The sequence below is a fragment of the Streptomyces sp. NPDC004561 genome (assembly GCF_053602155.1).
This window is the reverse complement of sequence record NZ_JBSGDB010000142.1, coordinates 1-19354: the sequence shown is the minus strand read 5'-3', so window position 1 is coordinate 19354 and position 19354 is coordinate 1. Positions and strand designations below refer to the sequence as shown.

Genomic DNA, 19354 nt, shown 5'->3' with positions numbered 1-19354 from the left:
ACGTCACACCAACCACTCTCCCCCCCCCCCCCCCTCTCCGCTCGGGCCCCGCGCCGGGCGTCCGGCGGCCCCCCCGCCCGGCCCCCCCCCCCGCCCCCCGGCGGCCTCCCGCAGCAGCCGACGTACGTCGACGGCCGCGGTTACGACGACGGCGGCGGCTACGACGACTACGACGGCGGCTACAGCAGCGGCCAGGTCTACGGCAGCCCCGGCGGCTACGGACCGGGCGACGGGCCGGAAGGCGCCGGGCGCCCCGCGCCGAACTGGCGGCGGCGGATCAAGTGGACGGCGATCACCCTGGCGACCGTGCTGATCGTCACATCGGTCGGGACCTACTTCTGGGCCGACTCCAAGCTGCGCCGCGAGGTCGACATGTCGAAGGTCATCGACCGGCCGCAGTCGGGCTCGGGCACGAACTACCTGATCGTCGGCTCGGACAGCCGCGAGGGCATGACCAGGGCGGACGAGCAGAAACTGCACACCGGTGCCGCCCAGGGCAAGCGCACGGACTCGATGATGATCCTGCACGTCGGCGACAACGGCGACACGCTCGTCTCGCTGCCGCGTGACTCGGACGTGGAGATCCCGTCGTACCAGGGGTCGACCACCGGGAAGACCTACCCGGCGAGAGGCCGGCACGAGAAGCTGAACGCGGCCTACGCCGAGGACGGCCCGACGCTGCTGGTCCGCACGATCGAGTACAACACCGGTCTGCACATCGACCACTACGTGGAGATCGGCTTCCAGGGCTTCGCGAACATCGTGGACGCGGTCGGCGGCGTCGACATCACCATCGACAAGGGCTTCAAGGACAAGTGGTCCGGCGCCGACTTCAAGGCCGGCGAGCAGACGCTCGACGGCCAGCAGGCGCTCGCCTTCGTGCGTACCCGGCACGCGTTCGCCGCGTCCGACCTGCAGCGCACCAAGAACCAGCAGAAGTTCCTGTCGGCGCTGGCCCACCAGGTGGCCACCCCGGCGACGATCCTGAACCCCTTCAAGTTCTATCCGACCATGGGCGCGGGCCTGGACTCCCTGATCGTCGACAAGGACATGTCCCTGTGGGACCTGGGCTCCATGTTCTGGGCGATGAAGGGTGTCAACGGCGGTGACGGCACGTCGCTGAACATGCCCATCTCCGGCTCCACCGGCGGCAACCTCGTGTGGGACAAGTCGAAGGTGAAGACCCTGGTGAACGAGCTGAACAACGACCAGAAGGTGACGGTCTCCGGCAACTAGGCCGTCAGGAGCGGCAGTTCGGGGCGGGGAAAGGCCGAGTGCCCTTCCCCGCCCCGTTCGTCGTGCCGCCGGGAAGGCCGCCCGGCACCGGTCCGGGCGCGTACTGTGAGCGATCATGCGCGAACGACCCACCGGTCGAGCACGGTTCGCGCCTGTGACCAAGGGTCTGTGGGGGGCTCGGCACCGCGTCGCGACGAACGACCGTGGTGCCGCCCGGGGGCGGGAGGGTCAGGGTCATGACACGAGGCAGTGTGCGCGGCGAGGGGGCGGTACCCCGCCCCCGGAAGGCCGCACCCGACGGGGGCGGGGCCAAGGACGGACGGGGCGGCCGTCGGCGGAGCGGGGCCCGCGAACGCCCCACGGGCTCCGGATCGCCGCGCCCCGGGCGCCGGATACTGCGCTGGTCGGCGATGACGCTGGCAGTCGTCGTACTCGGCACCGCCGGCGCGGGTTACCTCTACTACCGGCACCTCAACGCCAACATCGAGAAGGACAGGCTCAACCTGGGCGACTCCGACGTGCCCAAGGCGTCCCCGAACGCCGACGGCCAGACCCCGCTGAACGTCCTGCTGATCGGCTCGGACAGCCGCAACAGCGCGGAGGACCTCAAGCTCGGCGGGTCCAGGGCGGACGTGGGCCGCCCGCCGCCGGCGGACGTGCAGATGCTGGTGCACGTCTCGGCCGACCGGACCAACATGTCCGTGATCAGCCTCCCGCGCGACACGATGATCCCGATCCCCCGGTGCACCGACCCGCACACCGGCCGCAGGTACCCGGCCTCCACCCTGGCCATGGCGAACGACTCGCTGGGCCGCGGGGGCCCCGGCTGCACGGTCGCCACCTGGCAGAGTCTGACCAAGATCCATATCGATCACTTCATGATGGTCGACTTCTCCGGCGTGGTCTCGATGGCGAGCGCCATCGGCGGCGTCCCGGTCTGCGTCAAGCAGAACGTGTGGTCGCACACCTTCGACGGTCACGGCTCGGGCCTGAAGCTGAAGAAGGGCACCACGTACGTCAAGGGGCCCCAGGCCCTGCAGTGGCTGCGCACCCGTTACGGCTTCGAGGACGGCACCGACCTCGGCCGTACCCACGCCCAGCACATGTACATGAACGCGATGGTGCGTCAGCTGCGCGAGAAGGCGACGCTGGACGACCCCGGCGCGATGCGTGACCTGGCGGAGACCGCCACCAAGGCGCTGAAGGTCGACGACGGCCTGGGGACGATCAAGAAGCTGTACGACCTGTCCGAGGATCTCAAGCGGGTCCCCACCCAGCGCATCACGATGACCACGCTGCCGACCCTGCAGTGGTCCCAGGACCACAACCGGCTCGTGCCCGCGCCCGAGGACGCCGACCAGCTCATCTCGATGGTCCGCGACGACACGCCGCTGGACGGACGCGGCGCGAAGAAGAGGACCGAGGAGAAGACGAGGACTCCCGCGAACCCGGACGACAGGATCGCGGTGCAGGTACGCAACGGCACCGGAGCGGACGGCCGGCCCCCGGCGGGCGCTCGCGGTCTCCCAGGTCCTGCGGGACAAGGGGTTCACCCGGGCCGCGGCGGACGCGACGGCCGTCTCGGAGCCCACGACCGTCGTGCTCTATCCCGGCGGCGGCCTGGGGGGCGACGCCCAGGCGGTTGCCGATGCGCTCGGGGTTCCGCCGAAGCAGGTGCGCGAGTCGGCCGGCGTCTCGGGCGTCACGCTGGTCGTGGGCTCCGACTGGCGCGCCGGCACCGCGTACAAGGCACCCGCCCGGCCGACGAAGGCGCCCTCCTCGGCGGCCGTGCTCCCCGGCGACGAGAAGGCCGCCTGCATGGACGTGCAGAAAGGATTCACCTGGTAAGCCGGGCCCAGGCGGCGGGCCACAAGGAATCAAGGGCACCCGCGCGGGGTGCCCTTGGGGGTGTCAGGGGGCCTGGGTCACATGCCGACGCCCGCCATCGCACGGCAGGTCTCCGCACAGCGGCGACACGCCTCGGCACAGCGCATCATCTGCTGGTCGTCCGGCATGGACATACACGCCTCGGCGCACATGTCGCAGACCTTGGCGCAGAGCATGCACATCTCGGCGGACATGGGCGAGCGCCGCATCATCATGTCGGCGCACATGCGAGTCGTCTCGGAGCAGTCCATGAGCGCGCGCATGACCCGCATCTGCTGCTGGCCACCCTTCTGCATGCAGGCGCTCATGGACTCCTCGCACATGCTGTGGCAGTTCATGCAGGCCTCGATGCAGTCCTGCATCTGCTGAGTGAGGGCAGGCATCATTTCGGACTGGGTCATGGCTCCTCCTGGGAGGCGGGGGCCCGGGCCGGGCCCCGTGTGCTTCCGTCCTACGTCCCCCCAGCCCACCCCGCATGTGACCGACCGGTCGTAAGGGCCGCCCGGACGCACGGAAGGCGCCCCGTGGGGCGCCTTCCTGGAGAACCCGAGCCGCGACCGGTTACGGCAGGTTGCGGGCCATCACGATCCGCTGGACCTGGTTCGTGCCCTCATAGATCTGCGTGATCTTCGCGTCGCGCATCATGCGCTCGACCGGGTAGTCGCGGGTGTAGCCGTAGCCGCCGAGGAGCTGGACGGCGTCGGTGGTGACCTCCATCGCCACGTCCGAGGCGAAGCACTTGGCGGCGGCGCCCAGGTAGGTGAGGTCGGCGTCGCCGCGCTCCGAGGCGGCCGCGGCCTGGTAGGTGAGGGCGCGGGCCGCCGAGATCTTCATGGACATGTCGGCGAGCATGAACTGGATGCCCTGGAAGTCGGCGATCGCCTTGCCGAACTGCTTGCGCTCCTGGACGTAGCCCTTGGCGTAGTCGAGGGCGCCCTGCGCGACACCGAGGGCCTGGGCGGCGATGGTGATGCGGGTGTGGTCCAGGGTCTTCATCGCCGTGGCGAAGCCGGTGCCCTCCTCGCCGATCATGCGGTCGGCGGGTATGCGGACGTTGTCGAAGTAGACCTCGCGGGTCGGGGAGCCCTTGATGCCGAGCTTCTTCTCCGGGGCGCCGAAGGAGACACCCGGGTCGGACTTCTCGACGACGAACGCGGAGATGCCCTTGGAGCGCTTCTCCGGGTCGGTCACGGCCATCACCGTGTAGTACTCGGACACGCCCGCGTTGGTGATCCAGCGCTTCACGCCGTTGAGGATCCAGTGGTCGCCGTCGCGGACCGCCTTGGTCTTCATGCCGACCGCGTCCGAGCCCGCCTCCGGCTCGGAGAGGCAGTACGAGAACATCGCCTCGCCCCTGGCGAGCGGGGTCAGGTACTTCTTCTTCAGGTCCTCGCCGCCGGAGAGGATCACCGGCAGCGAGCCCAGCTTGTTCACGGCCGGGATGAGGGAGGAGGACACGCAGGCGCGGGCCACCTCCTCGATCACGATGACCGTCGCGAGCGCGTCGGCGCCGGCGCCGCCGTACTCCTCGGGGACGTGCACGGCGGCGAGGTCGTTGGCGACGAGGGCGTCGAGGGCCTCCTGCGGGAAGCGGGCCTCCTCGTCCACCGCCGCGGCGTACGGCGCGATCTTCGCCTCGACCAGGGAACGGACGGCGTCCCGGAGCATGTCGTGCTCCTCGGACGGGCGGTACAGGTCGAAGTCAGCCGATCCGGCCACGGTCTCTCACGCTCCAAAGACGCAGTGATACTGACGCTAATTACCGTTAAGTAACTCAAATTTTAGAGGCCCGCCCCACGGCCGCCTACGTGAGCTTGGCGACAGCGGGAAAGTTGCCCGGTGAAAGGCCCGACTATGCTCAGGCACCGCACGAGAGAGTCCCCGAGCTGGAGCGCATCCATGAGCCTGAAGATCACCGTGATCGGCACCGGGTACCTCGGCGCCACGCACGCCGCGGCCATGGCCGAGCTGGGGTTCGAGGTGCTGGGCCTGGACGTCGTGCCCGAGAAGATCGCGATGCTGGAGCGCGGTGAGACCCCGATGTACGAGCCGGGGCTCGAGGAACTGCTGCGCAGGCATGTCGCGGGCTTCGAGGGATCCTCCGGCCGGCTGCGGTTCACCACGGACTGGGCCGAGGTCGGAGCCTACGGCGATGTGCACTTCGTGTGCGTGAACACCCCGCAGAAGCACGGCGAGTACGCGTGCGACATGTCGTACGTCGACTCCGCGATCGCCTCCCTCGCCCCGCACCTGCACGGCCCCGCCCTGGTCGTCGGCAAGTCGACGGTGCCCGTCGGCTCCGCCGAGCGGCTGGCCGCCCACCTGTCCGAGCACGCGCCGGCCGGCGCGGACGCGGAGCTGGCCTGGAACCCCGAGTTCCTGCGCGAGGGCTTCGCCGTCGAGGACACGCTGCACCCGGACCGGATCGTGGCCGGGGTGCGCAGCGAGCGGGCCGAGAAGCTGCTGCGCGAGGTGTACGCGACGCCGATCGGCGACGGCACCCCGTTCGTCGCCACCGACTTCCCGACCGCCGAGCTGGTGAAGACCGCCGCGAACTCCTTCCTGGCGACCAAGATCTCCTTCATCAACGCGATGGCGGAGGTGTGCGAGGCCGCGGGCGGTGACGTGGCCAGGCTGGCGGAGGCCATCGGGTACGACGACCGGATCGGGAAGAAGTTCCTGCGCGCCGGGATCGGCTTCGGCGGCGGCTGCCTGCCCAAGGACATCCGGGCGTTCATGGCGCGGGCCGGTGAGCTGGGCGCGGACCAGGCGCTGACGTTCCTGCGGGAGATCGACTCCATCAACATGCGCCGGCGCGGCCAGATGGTGGAGATGACCCGGGAGGCGCTCGGCGGCGGCTCCTTCCTCGGCAAGCGGGTCGCGGTGCTCGGCGCCACCTTCAAGCCGGACTCGGACGACGTCCGTGACTCGCCCGCGCTGAACGTGGCCGGCCAGATCCACCTCCAGGGCGGCCAGGTGACCGTGTACGACCCGAAGGGCATGGACAACGCCCGCAGGGTCTTCCCGACCCTGGGGTACGCCGACTCGGCGCTGGAGGCGGTCCGGGGCGCGGACGTCGTGCTGCACCTGACCGAGTGGCGGGAGTTCCGGGAGCTGGACCCGGCGGCGCTCGGCGAGGCGGCGGCGGTCCGGCTGGTCCTGGACGGGCGCAACGCCCTCGACCCGGAGCTGTGGCGGCGGGCCGGCTGGACGTACCGGGCGATGGGCCGCCCGACCGCATAGCACCTACGGCGCTGGTGACGCCGGTTCGGCCGAGGCTCAGTCGGCCGAACCGGCGTCTTCCCGCATTCTGCACCATCGGACACATACGTGGCCGATGAACTCCGCGTGTCCTGCGCCGTCACCGCTCCCTGGCACGGTAACGGCGCATCTTCGCGCGGGCCCCGCACACCTGCATCGAGCACCAGCGGCCGCGTCCGGCGGGGCTGCGGTCGTAGTACGCCCAGTGGCAGGTGTCGGCCACGCAGGCCTTCAGCCGGGTCCAGGTGCCCGCGACCAGTGCCTCGGCGACGGCGGCGGCGACCCGGGACAGCAGCGGCCCCCCGTCGGCCGGGGCGAGGGCCGCGGAGCCGTCGTGGTCCGCCACGGCCACGTACAGGGGGGCCCGGGACAGCAGCTCGCCGAGCGGGGTCACCGTGCGGTGCGGCGGGTGGCCGGCGTGGGCCAGCAGCACGGCCCGCAGCGACTCGCGCAGGGCGCGCGCGTCCGGCACCTCGTCCTCGGTGATGCCGAGGCTCGCCCGGGTGTCCGCCGTGTCGAGCGAGTCGTGTCCCGTCTCGATGTCCAGGGTGTTCACCAGGGACTCGATCAGGGCCAGGCCGCCGGGGGCGGCCGATCTCTCGCTCATGCCTGCGAGTCACCTCCGGAATTCGATTGCGAGGTTACCGCCGATGCGGGAGCATGCGGTAACCGTTACTGGTTACCCGCATCCAGGGGTAACACGAGGAGGTAGTCATGGCTCTCGCCAAGCTCGGTGTCGTGGTCCTGGACTGTCCCGACCCCCGTGCGCTGGCCGGCTTCTACGCCGATGTGCTGGGCGGCACGGTGGAGGGCGACGGGGAGTGGGTGGACCTCGCGGTGCCCGGCGGGCAGGCGCTGGCCTTCCAGCGGGCGCCCGGGTTCGTGCCGCCGAAGTGGCCCGCTCCGGACGACTCGCAGCAGTTCCATCTGGACCTGGTGGTGGAGGACCTGGACGCGGCGGAGCGGGGGGTGCTGGAGCTGGGGGCCCGGCCGCTGGACGCCGAGGACCGCGCGCGGACCTTCCGTGTCTACGCCGACCCGGCAGGGCACCCGTTCTGCCTGTGCGCATGCTGAGCGTCCCGAAGGAGGACACCATGGCGCCCGTCGCCCGATTCCGTAACGTCGTGCTCGACTGTCCCGACCCGCACGCGCTGGCCGCCTTCTACGCGGCGGTGGCCGGCGGCAGCCCGCAGCCCGAGGACGACGACTGGGTGGTCCTGCAGATCCCGGGCGGCCCGCGGCTCGGCTTCCAGCGGGCCGAGGGGTATGTCCCGCCGGAATGGCCGCGCGCGGACCGCAACGGCCAGCAGTTCCACCTGGACTTCGACGCGGGCCCGAGCTGGGCGGACGTCGACGCGGCCCATGAGCGGGTGCTCGCGCTGGGCGCCCGGCCGCTGGACCTGGAGGACCGGGAGAAGAAAGACTTCCAGGTGTACGCCGACCCCGCCGGGCATCCTTTCTGCCTGTGCCGGATCGAGCACCCGTGAGGGTCCCCTGGTTCTAGGGGGCGTCCAGGTCCGCGATCCTCGCGGTGGACGCCTCCCGGCGGTTCTGCACGATCCGGGCGACGCATTCGGCGCTGCGCAGCATCCGCTGCACGTTTCCCCAGGTCAGCAGGGACAGCTCGGTCGCGGACCAGCCGCGGCGGAACAGTTCGGCGATCAGGTGCGGATAGCGGGAGGCGTCGGCGAGGTCACGGGGGTGGGTGGTCCCGGAGTCGTAGGTGCCGGACAGGCCCACGGATTCGGGGCCGGCCACGTCGCGGACGTGGTCGAGGTGGTCGGCGACGTCCCGGACGGTCGTACCGGTCTGCTCGGCGGTCAGCGGCACCATGCACAGGCCCCTGGCCTCGCCGAGCGCGGCGAGCAGGTCGTCGGGCAGGTTGGCGGGGTGCGGGCGCAGGGCGCGGGCCGCGGAGCGGGTGCACAGCACGGGTGCCCGGGACAGGGCCACGGTGCGTGCCGCGGTGGCGTCGGACGCGCCCGAGAGGTCGGCGAGGACGCCGAGCCGGTTCATCTCGCGGACGACCTCCTCACCGAACCGGGTCAGCCCCGCCCCGCCGGCCCAGGCCGTGCCCGCGAGGGTGAGCACGCGCAGGCCGAGGAGGTGCAGGATGCGCAGGAGGGCGAGGGAGTCGTCCAGCGCGGCACCGGGCGCGGGGCCCAGCACGACCGCGACCCGGCCGCAGTTGCGGGCGTCGATGAGCTCGCCCGCGGTGCGCGCCAGCCGCAGTCCTTCCGGGTGCCCCTCGGCCACCGCGCGCACCAGGTCCAGCTGTTCCAGGGTGGCCGTCGCCGCGTGGCCGGCGCCGGTCCCGTCCGGCAGGTGCAGCGACCAGAACAGGGCGCCGACATGTCCCTCGCGCAGCCGGGGCACGTCGGTGTCGACGGCGGCCTCGCCCAGCTCCAGGTCGTAGCAGGGGAGATGGCGCAGGGTCCAGGGCAGGCCGCTGTAGCCGTCGGCCACCGGGTGGGCGGCCAGCAGGTCGTTCGCCCGCCGCAGGGTGTCGCCGGACGGGTCCTCGGCGAAGGGGTCGTCCGGCAGGTCCTCGTCCTCGCCGACCTCGGCCGTGAGGGGGATGTCGTCCTGCAGGTCGGCCATGGCGGGCTCCGTACGTCGTCGTGAGCTGCGTCGTGGTGGGGCGTAGGGCCACCGTCGCACGGAGGGAAGAAGAGCTTCCTGGTGAGTGGGGCGTTCGGGGGTACGCCGCTCAGGCCCCTCCGGTCTCTCCGATCACGTCGTACGGGACTGGTGCTTCGGGTGCGCGGGGCGGGGCGGACGGCTGTCCCGCCCGCCCCGTGCCGGTCAGCCGTCGAGGGACTCGATGGTGGCGTTGGAGGGCGCGTGCGTGGCCTGGAGGCCGCGGGCCACGTCCTCCGCCGCGCCCAGCACCCGTACCGCGTTCTGCCAGGTCAGCTTGGCCAGGTCGGCCTTGGACCAGCCGCGGTCCAGCAGCTCGGCGAGCAGGTTCGGATAGCCGGAGACGTCGTTGAGGCCGTCCGGGGTGAACACGGTGCCGTCGTAGTCGCCGCCCACGCCGATGTGGTCGATGCCGGCGATCTCGCGCATGTGGTCCAGGTGGTCCGCCACCGTCGACACCGTGGCGACCGGGCGCGGGTTGCGCTCCTCGAAGGCGCGGTGGAGCTTCATCGCCTCGGGGCCGCTGTCCAGGTGGTGCAGGCCGTGGGCGCGCAGGTTCTCGTCGGCCGCGGCCGTCCAGTCCACGGCCGCCTGGAGCACGAACTTCGGGACGAACGTCGCCATGGCGACGCCGCCGTTGGCGGGCAGCCGCTCCAGGACGTCGTCGGGGATGTTGCGGGGGTGGTCGCACACCGCGCGGGCGGAGGAGTGCGAGAAGACCACCGGCGCCGAGGTGGCGTCCAGCGCGTCCCGCATGGTGGTGGGGGCCACGTGGGAGAGGTCGACCAGCATGCCGAGCCGGTTCATCTCCCGGACCACCTCGCGGCCGAAGGCGGTCAGGCCCCCGGCCCTCGGCTCGTCGGTCGCGGAGTCCGCCCAGTCCACGTTGTGGTTGTGGGTGAGCGTCAGATAGCGCACGCCGAGCCCGTACAGGCAGCGCAGGGTGCCGAGCGAGTTGGCGATGGAGTGGCCGCCCTCGGCGCCCATCAGCGAGGCGATACGGCCGTCCGCGCGCGCCGTCTCCATGTCCGCGGCCGTCAGCGCGGGCGCCAGGTCCGCGGGGTAGCGGGCCAGCATCTGCCGGACGCAGTCGATCTGCTCCAGCGTCGCGGCGACCGCCCCGGGCAGGTCGGCGGGCACGAACACCGACCAGTACTGGGCGCCGACCCCGCCGTCGCGCAGCCGGGGCAGGTCGGTGTGCAGGCTCGCGTTCTGGGGCTCGGCGATGTCCAGGGTGTCCAGGTCGTAGCCGGCCTTCATGCGCAGCGCCCACGGCAGGTCGTTGTGGCCGTCGACGACCGGGAACTCGCGCAGCAGCTCGCGGGCCTCGTCAAGGGACGCCACGGCGGTCACTTCCCGAAGCCGAAGCCGCTGCCCGCGCCCTCGACCTTGGAGCGCAGCCGCTTGCCCTTCTCGGTGGCCTGGTCGTTGAGGTCCTGCTGGAAGTCGCGCATCCGGTGCAGCAGGTCCTCGTCATGCGTGGCGAGGATGCGGGCCGCGAGGAGGCCGGCGTTGCGGGCGCCGGCGACGGAGACCGTGGCGACCGGGACACCGGCCGGCATCTGCACGATCGACAGCAGGGAGTCCATGCCGTCGAGGTACTTCAGCGGCACGGGCACGCCGATGACCGGCAGCGGGGTGACGGAGGCGAGCATGCCCGGCAGATGGGCGGCGCCCCCGGCACCGGCGATGATCACCTTCAGGCCGCGGTCGGCGGCCTGCTCACCGTAGGTGATCATCTCGCGGGGCATGCGGTGCGCGGAGACGACGTCGACCTCGTACGCGATCTCGAACTCGTCCAGGGCCTTGGCGGCGGCTTCCATGACGGGCCAGTCGGAGTCCGACCCCATGACGATGCCTACAACGGGGCTCATTCGGTGATCGTGCCTCTCAGGTAGCCGGCTGCGTGACGGGCGCGCTCCAGCACGTCGTCCAGGTCGTCGCCGTAGGTGTTGACGTGTCCGACCTTACGGCCGGGCTTCACGTCCTTGCCGTACATGTGGATCTTGAGCTTGGGGTCGCGGGCCATGCAGTGCAGGTACGCGGAGTACATGTCCGGGTAGTCGCCGCCCAGGACGTTGACCATGACCGTCCACCTGGCGCGCGGCCGCGGGTCGCCCAGCGGGAGGTCGAGGACCGCGCGGACGTGGTTGGCGAACTGGGACGTGATCGCGCCGTCCTGGCTCCAGTGGCCGGAGTTGTGCGGGCGCATCGCCAGTTCGTTGACGAGGATGCGGCCGTCGCGCGTCTGGAACAGCTCCACGGCGAGGTGCCCTACGACGCCCAGTTCCTTGGCGATGGTCAGGGCCATCTCCTCGGCCCTGAGCGCCAGGTCCTCCGCCAGGTCGGGAGCGGGCGCGATCACGGTGTCGCACACGCCGTCGACCTGCCGGGACTCCACCACCGGGTAGGCGACGGCCTGGCCGTGCGGGGAGCGGACGACGTTGGCGGCCAGCTCGCGGACGTAGTCGACCTTCTCCTCGGCGAGGACCGGCACGCCCGCCCGGAACGGCTCGGCGGCCTCCTCGGCGGAGTCGACGACCCACACGCCCTTGCCGTCGTAGCCGCCCCGGACGGTCTTGAGGACCACCGGGAACCCGTCGCCCTCGGCCGCGAACGCGGCCACGTCGGCCGGGTCGGCGACGATCCGGTGCCGTGGGCACGGGATGCCGATCGCGTCGAGCCTGGCGCGCATCACCCCCTTGTCCTGGGCGTGCACCAGCGCCTCGGGCCCCGGGCGCACGGGGATGCCGTCCGCCTCCAGGGCTTCGAGGTGCTCGGTCGGCACGTGCTCGTGATCGAAGGTGATCACGTCACAGCCGCGCGCGAACTCTCGCAGCGTGTCCAGGTCGCGATAGTCGCCGATGACGACATCGTGCACGACCTGCGCCGCGGAATCCTGAGGGGTGTCACTGAGAAGCTTGAACCTGATGCCCAACGGGATGCCCGCCTCGTGCGTCATACGCGCGAGCTGCCCCCCGCCGACCATGCCGACTACCGGGAACGTCACACCTATAGCGTATCGGCCGCGCCGGAGCCGCCGGATCACGTCCCCGCCCGGGACTCTTACCCGCCGCTTTCCGGTCTCTTTCCGACCTGTTTCCCGGTCATGGCCTGGTCCACAGGCGGCGGCGGGTTCACCTGGATAGCATGGCGTGGTTGACGAAACCTACCGACGGGAGCTGCAACACCATGGAACAACGTTCCTCGGGGCTGCAACGGCTCGTGGGCGAGTTGGCCAAGTTCGGCGCCGTCGGCGGCGCCGGCGTTCTTGTCAATCTCGGTGTGTTCAACCTGGTGAGGCATGTCTCCGACCTGCCGGTGGTCCGCGCGAGCATCATCGCGACCGTGGTCGCCATCGCCTTCAACTACGTCGGCTTCCGTTACTGGACGTACCGGGACCGCGAGAAGAGCGGCCGCACCAAGGAACTCACCCTGTTCCTGTTCTTCAGCGCGATCGGTCTGGTGATCGAGAACGGCGTGCTGTACCTGGCCACCTACGGCTTCGGCTGGGACAGCCCACTGCAGAGCAATGTCTTCAAGTTCCTCGGCATCGGCATCGCCACCCTGTTCCGGTTCTGGTCGTACCGCACCTGGGTGTTCCGCGCGCTTCCGGCGCAGGAGGCGGAGTCGATCCTCGTGGCCGAGTCCGGCACGCCGGGGACCGGGAAGTCCCGCCCCACCCAGCGCGTCCCGTAACGGGACTCAGCGCACCATCGGGTGGTCCTCGTCCGGCTTGCGGGCCGGGGGTGTGCGCGAGAGGAACAGTCCGAAGACCGGCGGCTGGGCCTGGAGGAGCTCCAGGCGGCCGCCGTCGGCCTCGGCGAGGTCCCGGGCGACGGCCAGGCCGATCCCCGTGGAGTTCCGTCCGCTGATCGTGCGCTCGAAGATCCGCGCGCCGAGGTCGGCCGGGACGCCGGGGCCCTCGTCGGTGACCTCGACCACGGCCTGGTTGCCGGTGACCCGGGTACGCAGGGCGACGGTCCCGCCGCCGTGCATCAGCGAGTTCTCGATCAGTGCGGCCAGCACCTGGGCGACCGCCCCCGGGGTGCCGACGGCCTGCAGATGCCGCTTGCCGGAGCTGACGATGGCCCGGCCGGCGCTGCGGTAGGCGGGCCGCCACTCGGCGAGCTGCTGCTGGATGACCTCGTCCAGGTCGAAGCTGACGGCGGAGCCGGTACGCGGGTCGCGGGAGTTCGTCAGCAGCCGCTCCACCACGTCGGTGAGGCGCTCGACCTGGGTGAGCGCGACGTTCGCCTCCTCCTTCACGATGTCCGGGTCATCGGTCAGGGTGATCTCCTCCAGCCGCATGGACAGCGCGGTCAGAGGCGTGCGCAGTTGGTGCGAGGCGTCGGCCGCGAGGCGCCGCTCGGCGGTCAGCATGCGCCCGATCCGCTCGGCGGAGGAGTCCAGCACATCGGCGACCCGGTCCAGCTCGGGGACGCCGTAGCGCTTGTGCCGGGGGCGCGGGTCGCCGGAGCCGAGCCGCTCGGCGGTCTCGGCGAGGTCGGTCAGCGGGGACGCCAGCCGGTTGGCCTGCCGTACCGCGAGGAGCACGGCCGCGACCACCGCGAGCAGCGCCACCAGACCGATGATCAGCAGGGTCCGGCCGACCTCGCGGGTCACCGCGGAGCGCGGCTCCTGCACGGTGACGGTCTCGCCCTCCTCGCCCTGCTGGGTGGCGTGGATGACGTCGCCCTGCGGCTTGGTGCCGATCTCTATCGGCGCCTGGCCGGGCATGCGGATGACCGCGTACTGCTCCTTGCTGACCGGGTTGCGCAGCACGTCGGCGTTGACGTTCTCCGCGGCCAGGATCCGGCTGTCCACGATGCTGGCCAGCCGCACCGCCTCGGACTCCACCCGCTCCTGGGCGCTGTTGCTGATCGTCCGCGTCTCGACGATCACCAGCGAGATACCGAAGACGGCGATCACCACGAGGACGACGGCGAGGGTGGACTGGATGAGACGTCGGCGCATGTTCCGTTACCTGCGGTGATCGCTGGACCCCGGGAGGGGGCTCAGCTCTTCTCGAAGCGGAAGCCCACGCCTCGTACGGTGGCGATGTAGCGGGGGTTCGCCGCGTCGTCGCCGAGCTTCTTGCGCAGCCAGGAGATGTGCATGTCGAGGGTCTTGGTCGACGACCACCAGGTGGTGTCCCAGACCTCGCGCATCAGCTGGTCCCGGGTGACGACCCGGCCGGCGTCCCGCACCAGCACCCGCAGCAGGTCGAACTCCTTGGCGGTGAGCTGGAGTTCCTCGTCGCCCATCCACGCACGGTGGGACTCGACGTCGATCCGCACCCCGTGCGTGGCCGGCGGCTGCTGCGGCTCGGAGGCACCGCGCCGGAGCAGGGCCCGTACCCGGGCGAGCAGTTCGGCGAGCCGGAAGGGCTTGGTGACGTAGTCGTCGGCGCCCGCGTCCAGGCCGACGACGGTGTCCACCTCGTCGGCCCGCGCGGTCAGGATGAGGATCGGCACGGTGTGGCCGTCGGCGCGGAGCCGGCGGGCGACCTCCAGGCCGTCCATGCCGGGCAGGCCGAGGTCCAGCACGACCAGGTCGACGCCGCCCTGCATTCCGGCGTCGAGCGCGGTGGGTCCGTCCTCACGCACCTCGACCTCGTACCCTTCCCGGCGCAGGGCACGGGCCAGCGGCTCCGAGATGGACGCGTCGTCCTCGGCGAGCAGTACACGGGTCATGAGGTGATGGTAGACCGCCCGCGTGCGGTGCCGGGGTGTGATCGGTTCCAGGGTTTCTTACCTACCCCGCCCGCTGGTACGAACCATCGCTCCGGGGATGCGATGGTAGGAGAGACCTTCGAATTCGGTCGTGCGGTTCCTTCGACACCTGTGATCCGCGTCTCAAGTCCTTCCATATCCGGCAGTGTGCTGACGTACAGTGACGTGAACGCCTGTAGTACACCCGAAGACCTTTGGCGGTCGCTTGTCGCTGAAGGTCCTTCTTGTGTGCGGGCTGATCAAGATCAGCCTTGAAAGGAATGACCTCTGGCCGGGCTCCGGACGCACCGACGCGTCACTGAGCGTGGATCCCGGTGGTCGCCGTCCACCGCCGCGTGATCCGCAGCGGGCTCCCCCCGGGCGTTGGGGGCGGACGGCCGACCCCGCCGGTGCCGGCCGACCCCCCACCGGGCGCAACGCTCCAACGCGCGTCCCGACCAGCAAGGAACGACCATGGCGTCCAGCCTGACGAAGGACTCGGTCCGCCCGGGCACCCCCGGCTCCGAGAAGACCTTCTTCGGCCACCCCCGCGGCCTGGCCACTCTCTTCATGACCGAGATGTGGGAGCGGTTCTCCTACTACGGCATGAGGGCGCTGCTCCCGCTGTACCTGGTGGCCCCGGGTGGGCTGCACCTGAACGCGGGCACGGCGACCGCCATCTACTCGGTGTACGTGTCGCTCGTGTACCTGCTCGCCCTGCCCGGCGGCTGGGTCGCCGACCGCTTCCTCGGCCCCCGCAAGACGGTGGCGGTCGCGGGTCTGATCATCATGCTGGGCCACCTGTGCCTGGCGCTGCCGGCGGCCGTGAGCTTCTTCGTCGGCCTGGGTCTCGTCGCCATCGGTTCCGGTCTGCTCAAGGCCAACATCTCCACGATGGTCGGCCACCTCTACAAGGGCCCGGACGACCCGCGCCGTGACGGTGGCTTCACCCTCTTCTACATCGGCATCAACCTGGGCGCCTTCGCCGCCCCGCTGGTCATCGGCACCGTCGGTGAGAACGTCAACTGGCACTTCGGCTTCGCGCTGGCCGCGCTCGGCATGGCGCTGGGTCTGGCCCAGTACCTGCTCGGCAGCCGTCACCTGAGCGAGCAGAGCAGCGTCGTCCCCACGCCGCTGTCGGCCCAGGAGAAGGCCGCCACGCTGCGCAAGGGCCTGATCTGGCTCGCGATCGCCGCGGTCTTCTACGGCGTCGTCGGCTTCTCCGGCCACTTCACCCTGAACTGGGCGCTGATCCCGCTGACCCTCATCGGCCTGATCGTGCCGATCATCGTCATCGCGCGCATCCGCCGCGACAAGGACCTGGACGCGGCCGAGCGTTCGAAGGTGTCGGCGTACGTCTGGTTCTTCGTGGCCGCCGCCGTCTTCTGGATGATCTACGACCAGGGCGGCTCGACCCTGTCGCTGTTCGCCGACAGCAGCGCCAAGAACTCGATCCTCGGCTGGAACTTCCCGGTCTCCTGGTACCAGTCGGTCAACCCGGTCATGATCATGGCCCTGGCGCCCGTCTTCGCCTGGCTGTGGCTGTGGCTGAACCGGCGCGGCAAGGAGCCGAGCACGATCGTGAAGTTCTCCTCCGGCCTGGTGCTGGTCGGTGCGTCGTTCTTCCTCTTCCTCGCCCCGCTGTCGATCGCCCAGGGCGGTCACAAGGCCGCGGCGATGTGGCTGGTCGCGATCTACTTCGTGCAGACCGTCGGTGAGCTGACGCTGTCCCCGGTGGGTCTGTCCGTGACCACGAAGATGGCGCCGCAGAAGTACGCCTCGCAGATGATGGGCGTCTGGTTCCTCGCGGTCACCGCGGGCGACTCGATCACCGCTCTGCTGTCGAACCCGGCCGTCGGCGGGGTCAACCTCGACAAGATGGGCTTCGTCGCCCTGGAGGCCGTGCTCGCCGTGGTCGCCGGTGTCGCGGTGTGGATGTACCGCAGCAAGGTCAACAAGCTGATGGGCGACGTCCACTAGTCGTTCGGAGTCGGCCGACGGAGGGCCGTCGCACCCACGCGGGTGCGGCGGCCCTCCTGTGTGTGCGGGGCCGTGCGCCGGCTATCGCGCCCTGCGCCGCGGCATGAACGTGAACACCGCGCCGCCCAGCAGGATCGCGGTGCCCGCCACCAGGCCCAGGGCCTTCAGGGCGCCGTGGTCGTCGGCGCCGGTCTGGGCGAGGCCGCCGGAACCGCCGGTGGTGCTGCCGCCGGCCGAGCCGCCGGAGGTGGACGTACCACCGGAGGTGGACGTGCCGCCGGAGGAGCCGCCCGGCTGCCGGCTGGTGTCCAGGGTGAGGGACACCTCCGTCCTGGTCGGCGTGCACGTCGTCGTCGTTCCGAGCGCCTTGACGGTCAGGACACCCGGGGACAGGGTCGAGGTGCCGCTCGCGCCGGGCTTGTAGACGCCGGTGAGGTCGGGGATCCCGATCGGGTCGCCGGACTTGATCGGCTTGGCGTTCGTCGGCCCCTCCACGTGCACGGTGCCCTTGTCGGCGCCGCCCAGCACGACCTCCATGGACGGCTTCACGGAGTTCGCCGGGATGTCGGCGGGGCTGTCCATCACGGACTTCTTGAACTGCACGGTCAGGTCGTAGTCCCCGCCGCTCTTCCGGGCGTTGATCTGCACCGGCGAGGTCGCGTTCTTGTCGCCGATGGGGGTCTTGCAGGCGTAGGGGATCTGCACCTCCTTGCCGGTGAAGTCCGTCTGCCCGGTGCCGCCGGTCGCGGTGGGGGTGGCGGTGGCGCTGCTCGTGGGCGTCGCCGACCCGGTCGGGGTGGTCGTCCGCGTGGGTGTCGTCGAGGGGGCCGGGGTCGTGGACGTCCCGCCGCCGTCCCCCGTCACCTGGATCGTCGCCGCCTTCTGCACGGTCTCCTTCGGGCTGCACCTGGTGTCGGTCGACATCGCGTTGACGGTGTACGCGTCCGGGGTCAGCGTCACCTCGCCGGCCGCCGTCAGCTTCAGGCTGCCCTTCATGTCGGACAGCACCATGTCGCCGCCCTTGGGGATCGCGGGGTTCTGCCGCGGCCCCTGCATGGCGATGTCGGCGGTCTGCGCGCCGGCCGCCTTCAGGACGCCGGACGGCTGCACCGAGTTGGCGGGCAGGTCGATGATGTCCGGGTTCTTGGACGCGGCCTGCGCGAACTTCCACACGATGTCCACCGTGTCGCCCACCTTGGCGGTGGCCGGCGCGGTGATCTCGACCTTCGTGGTGCCGTCGACCGGACTGATGCCCGCGGGCGGCACGCAGTGCGTGGCGAACGCCACCGTGGCCGCCTGCGCGGGCGCGGCGGCCAGGCCCAGCAGGGCGCCCGCACCGCTCAGCACCAGCGCGGCGCCCGCCGCCGTGCCTCTCCTTCGCATGCTCACGTGGGTCCCTTCGTGGTGGGAGTCGTAGGACTCGTCGGGCTGTCGTCGTGCGGTGCGGAGAACCGGTCGGCCGGGTCGCCGGGAGCGGAGTCCGGGGCGAACCACGGCAGCGCCGGGGTCGTGGGGGGCGGGGGCGCGAAGGCGCGGGAGCGGAGCGCGGGAAGGCGGGGGGCGCGGGGGCTTCCCCCGCCCGTGCCGAGCCGAGGACGGAGGAGGGCCGGGCGCCGGTGGCGGACACCGCCCGGGCGGCGCGGCCGTACCCGGTCCACCACGGCCATCCCGGCACGGAACAGCGCGGCCGGTACGACCAGGCAGAGCAGGATCCAGAACAGCGTCACGCCCCACGGGCGGCTCACGCCCCACGGCTGCTCTGCGAGGACCCGGCCGCCGTACTTGACGGACACGGTGTAGTCGCCGTGCGCCCCGGCGGACAGTTCGACCGGCAGCTCGATCTGCGCCTTCTTTCCGGGCTCCAGGGTGCCGTGCCACTGCCGGTCGTCCCACTGCGGGGCGAAGACGCCGTGCGCGGTGCCGACCTGGAAGACCGGGTCCTTGACGGGGCCGCCGCCGAGGTTGCCGGCGGTGAAGACGAGGGTGCGGTCCGGAGGGGCGCCGAACCAGGTCAGCAGGGAGCCGGAGCCGGTCAGCCGGGTGTCGGAGAGGATCGACAGCCGGCCGCCGGAGGGTTCGGCGGGCAGCGGGGCGACGGGGTGCCCGGCGACCTGGAGGACGGCGTCCGCCTCGGCGCCCGCTCCGGTGACGGTGGCCACGTGCACGACGCAGGGGCAGGGCACGGGCGGTTCGGCGACGGGCAGCTTCCTGTCGAAGGCGCCCCGGGCGTCGGTGGTCACGGCCCGCCCGTCGCCGTTGGCGCAGGAGTTGGTGCCGCCGATGACGCCCCGGGAGGGTGCGGCCCGCCCGCAGACCAGCAGCATCAGGAGGGTGCGCGGCCGCCAGCCGGTGCCGCTGACGGTGACCGAACCGCCGGCGCCGGCCTGGGTGGCCGACAGCCGCACGGCCGGGCCGTCCGCCGCCGCCGGGCCCGCGAGCGGCAGCAGGAGCAGCGCGACGACCGCCAGGACCACGATCCGCCTCACGACACCGCTCCCGTCAACTCGGCTTCCCCGCACGGCTGTCCGTCGTCCGCGGGCGGGCCAGTTCGTTGATCGTCGGCCGGTGCCATCGCCGCTGCCCGCCCACCCGCCAGGCCCACCACACGAAAGGACGAGAGACGCACCGCCAAACAG

The 19354-nt window shown here is 71.4% G+C and carries 17 protein-coding genes and 1 pseudogene; 7 read left to right on the top strand and 11 right to left on the bottom strand.

The annotated features are described in order from the left end of the window. Positions 1 to 1236 (top strand): LCP family protein (locus ACWEN3_RS20075; protein ID WP_452972558.1); only part of this gene is annotated, 1236 nt, incomplete at its 5' end. Between the two features lie 236 nt (positions 1237 to 1472). After that, positions 1473 to 3084, top strand: a pseudogene (locus ACWEN3_RS20070) (LCP family protein). A gap of 77 nt (positions 3085 to 3161) precedes the next feature. On the opposite strand, the gene ACWEN3_RS20065 reads toward ACWEN3_RS20070, so the two are convergent. Together ACWEN3_RS20065 and ACWEN3_RS20060 are read right to left on the bottom strand one after the other, a co-directional pair. Continuing rightward, a complete protein-coding gene (locus ACWEN3_RS20065) occupies positions 3162 to 3524 on the bottom strand; it encodes a four-helix bundle copper-binding protein (RefSeq protein WP_452972556.1) in 363 nt (120 codons plus the stop codon). A gap of 160 nt (positions 3525 to 3684) precedes the next feature. Then, positions 3685 to 4842, bottom strand: coding sequence for an acyl-CoA dehydrogenase family protein (locus ACWEN3_RS20060; RefSeq protein WP_452972553.1), 1158 nt, complete (start codon positions 4840 to 4842; stop codon positions 3685 to 3687). Between the two features lie 180 nt (positions 4843 to 5022). Between ACWEN3_RS20060 and ACWEN3_RS20055 the strand changes: the two genes are divergently transcribed. After that, positions 5023 to 6366, top strand: coding sequence for a UDP-glucose dehydrogenase family protein (locus ACWEN3_RS20055; RefSeq protein WP_452972550.1), 1344 nt, complete (start codon positions 5023 to 5025; stop codon positions 6364 to 6366). 118 nt (positions 6367 to 6484) lie between these two features. Here ACWEN3_RS20055 and ACWEN3_RS20050 read toward each other — a convergent pair whose 3' ends face one another. Then, positions 6485 to 6991: a CGNR zinc finger domain-containing protein gene (locus ACWEN3_RS20050; RefSeq protein WP_452972547.1), complete on the bottom strand. Its 507-nt coding sequence runs from the start codon at positions 6989 to 6991 to the stop codon at positions 6485 to 6487. A gap of 107 nt (positions 6992 to 7098) precedes the next feature. Here ACWEN3_RS20050 and ACWEN3_RS20045 point away from each other — a divergent pair, with 107 nt between their 5' ends. Then, positions 7099 to 7458: a VOC family protein gene (locus ACWEN3_RS20045; RefSeq protein WP_452972544.1), complete on the top strand. Its 360-nt coding sequence runs from the start codon at positions 7099 to 7101 to the stop codon at positions 7456 to 7458. A gap of 20 nt (positions 7459 to 7478) precedes the next feature. Then, complete coding sequence (locus ACWEN3_RS20040; RefSeq protein WP_452972541.1) at positions 7479 to 7871, top strand: VOC family protein; 393 nt, start codon at positions 7479 to 7481, stop codon at positions 7869 to 7871. Between the two features lie 13 nt (positions 7872 to 7884). Here the strand turns inward: ACWEN3_RS20040 and ACWEN3_RS20035 are convergent, their stop codons facing one another. The 4 genes from ACWEN3_RS20035 to ACWEN3_RS20020 all read right to left on the bottom strand — a co-directional run bounded on the left by ACWEN3_RS20035 (position 7885) and on the right by ACWEN3_RS20020 (position 12034). Next, positions 7885 to 8985 (bottom strand): dipeptidase, encoded by a 1101-nt coding sequence (locus ACWEN3_RS20035; protein WP_452972537.1) that lies wholly within the window; start codon positions 8983 to 8985, stop codon positions 7885 to 7887. A 204-nt stretch (positions 8986 to 9189) separates the two neighbouring features. Continuing rightward, positions 9190 to 10368 (bottom strand): dipeptidase, encoded by a 1179-nt coding sequence (locus tag ACWEN3_RS20030; protein ID WP_452972533.1) that lies wholly within the window; start codon positions 10366 to 10368, stop codon positions 9190 to 9192. A gap of 5 nt (positions 10369 to 10373) precedes the next feature. Continuing rightward, positions 10374 to 10898 carry a 5-(carboxyamino)imidazole ribonucleotide mutase gene (gene purE / locus ACWEN3_RS20025; RefSeq protein WP_078611750.1) on the bottom strand — a complete coding sequence of 175 codons (525 nt, stop codon included), beginning with the start codon at positions 10896 to 10898 and terminating at the stop codon, positions 10374 to 10376. Continuing rightward, positions 10895 to 12034: a 5-(carboxyamino)imidazole ribonucleotide synthase gene (locus ACWEN3_RS20020; protein WP_452972529.1), complete on the bottom strand. Its 1140-nt coding sequence runs from the start codon at positions 12032 to 12034 to the stop codon at positions 10895 to 10897. Before ACWEN3_RS20020 ends, purE begins: the two co-directional genes overlap by 4 nt. 182 nt (positions 12035 to 12216) lie before the next feature. On the opposite strand from ACWEN3_RS20020, the gene ACWEN3_RS20015 reads away from it, so the two are divergent. Next, positions 12217 to 12723: a GtrA family protein gene (locus ACWEN3_RS20015; RefSeq protein WP_452972526.1), complete on the top strand. Its 507-nt coding sequence runs from the start codon at positions 12217 to 12219 to the stop codon at positions 12721 to 12723. Positions 12724 to 12729: 6 nt separating this feature from the next. Here ACWEN3_RS20015 and ACWEN3_RS20010 read toward each other — a convergent pair whose 3' ends face one another. Next, on the bottom strand, positions 12730 to 14001 hold the full coding sequence (locus ACWEN3_RS20010) for an ATP-binding protein (protein ID WP_452972523.1): 1272 nt from the start codon (positions 13999 to 14001) through the stop codon (positions 12730 to 12732). A gap of 41 nt (positions 14002 to 14042) precedes the next feature. After that, positions 14043 to 14720, bottom strand: coding sequence for a response regulator transcription factor (locus ACWEN3_RS20005; protein ID WP_452972520.1), 678 nt, complete (start codon positions 14718 to 14720; stop codon positions 14043 to 14045). A 492-nt stretch (positions 14721 to 15212) separates the two neighbouring features. Between ACWEN3_RS20005 and ACWEN3_RS20000 the strand changes: the two genes are divergently transcribed. Next, entirely contained in the window at positions 15213 to 16718 is a 1506-nt protein-coding gene (locus ACWEN3_RS20000) for an oligopeptide:H+ symporter (RefSeq protein ID WP_452972517.1), read from the top strand. A gap of 81 nt (positions 16719 to 16799) precedes the next feature. Here ACWEN3_RS20000 and ACWEN3_RS19995 read toward each other — a convergent pair whose 3' ends face one another. After that, positions 16800 to 18101 carry a hypothetical protein gene (locus tag ACWEN3_RS19995; RefSeq protein ID WP_452972514.1) on the bottom strand — a complete coding sequence of 434 codons (1302 nt, stop codon included), beginning with the start codon at positions 18099 to 18101 and terminating at the stop codon, positions 16800 to 16802. A 2-nt stretch (positions 18102 to 18103) separates the two neighbouring features. Further along, positions 18104 to 19204, bottom strand: coding sequence for a hypothetical protein (locus ACWEN3_RS19990; RefSeq protein ID WP_452972511.1), 1101 nt, complete (start codon positions 19202 to 19204; stop codon positions 18104 to 18106). Positions 19205 to 19354 lie beyond the last annotated feature (150 nt).

What these genes read in the sequence shown, in the direction of transcription:
- ACWEN3_RS20065 (WP_452972556.1), bottom strand. Translation starts at nt 3,524, where the DNA reads ATGACCCAGTCCGAAATGATGCCTGCCCTCACTCAGCAGATGCAGGAC.
- ACWEN3_RS20045 (WP_452972544.1), top strand. Translation starts at nt 7,099, where the DNA reads ATGGCTCTCGCCAAGCTCGGTGTCGTGGTCCTGGACTGTCCCGACCCC.
- ACWEN3_RS20015 (WP_452972526.1), top strand. Translation starts at nt 12,217, where the DNA reads ATGGAACAACGTTCCTCGGGGCTGCAACGGCTCGTGGGCGAGTTGGCC.
- ACWEN3_RS20040 (WP_452972541.1), top strand. Translation starts at nt 7,479, where the DNA reads ATGGCGCCCGTCGCCCGATTCCGTAACGTCGTGCTCGACTGTCCCGAC.
- ACWEN3_RS20055 (WP_452972550.1), top strand. Translation starts at nt 5,023, where the DNA reads ATGAGCCTGAAGATCACCGTGATCGGCACCGGGTACCTCGGCGCCACG.
- ACWEN3_RS20050 (WP_452972547.1), bottom strand. Translation starts at nt 6,991, where the DNA reads ATGAGCGAGAGATCGGCCGCCCCCGGCGGCCTGGCCCTGATCGAGTCC.
- ACWEN3_RS20035 (WP_452972537.1), bottom strand. Translation starts at nt 8,985, where the DNA reads ATGGCCGACCTGCAGGACGACATCCCCCTCACGGCCGAGGTCGGCGAG.
- ACWEN3_RS19995 (WP_452972514.1), bottom strand. Translation starts at nt 18,101, where the DNA reads ATGCGAAGGAGAGGCACGGCGGCGGGCGCCGCGCTGGTGCTGAGCGGT.
- purE (WP_078611750.1), bottom strand. Translation starts at nt 10,898, where the DNA reads ATGAGCCCCGTTGTAGGCATCGTCATGGGGTCGGACTCCGACTGGCCC.
- ACWEN3_RS20005 (WP_452972520.1), bottom strand. Translation starts at nt 14,720, where the DNA reads ATGACCCGTGTACTGCTCGCCGAGGACGACGCGTCCATCTCGGAGCCG.
- ACWEN3_RS20010 (WP_452972523.1), bottom strand. Translation starts at nt 14,001, where the DNA reads ATGCGCCGACGTCTCATCCAGTCCACCCTCGCCGTCGTCCTCGTGGTG.
- ACWEN3_RS20000 (WP_452972517.1), top strand. Translation starts at nt 15,213, where the DNA reads ATGGCGTCCAGCCTGACGAAGGACTCGGTCCGCCCGGGCACCCCCGGC.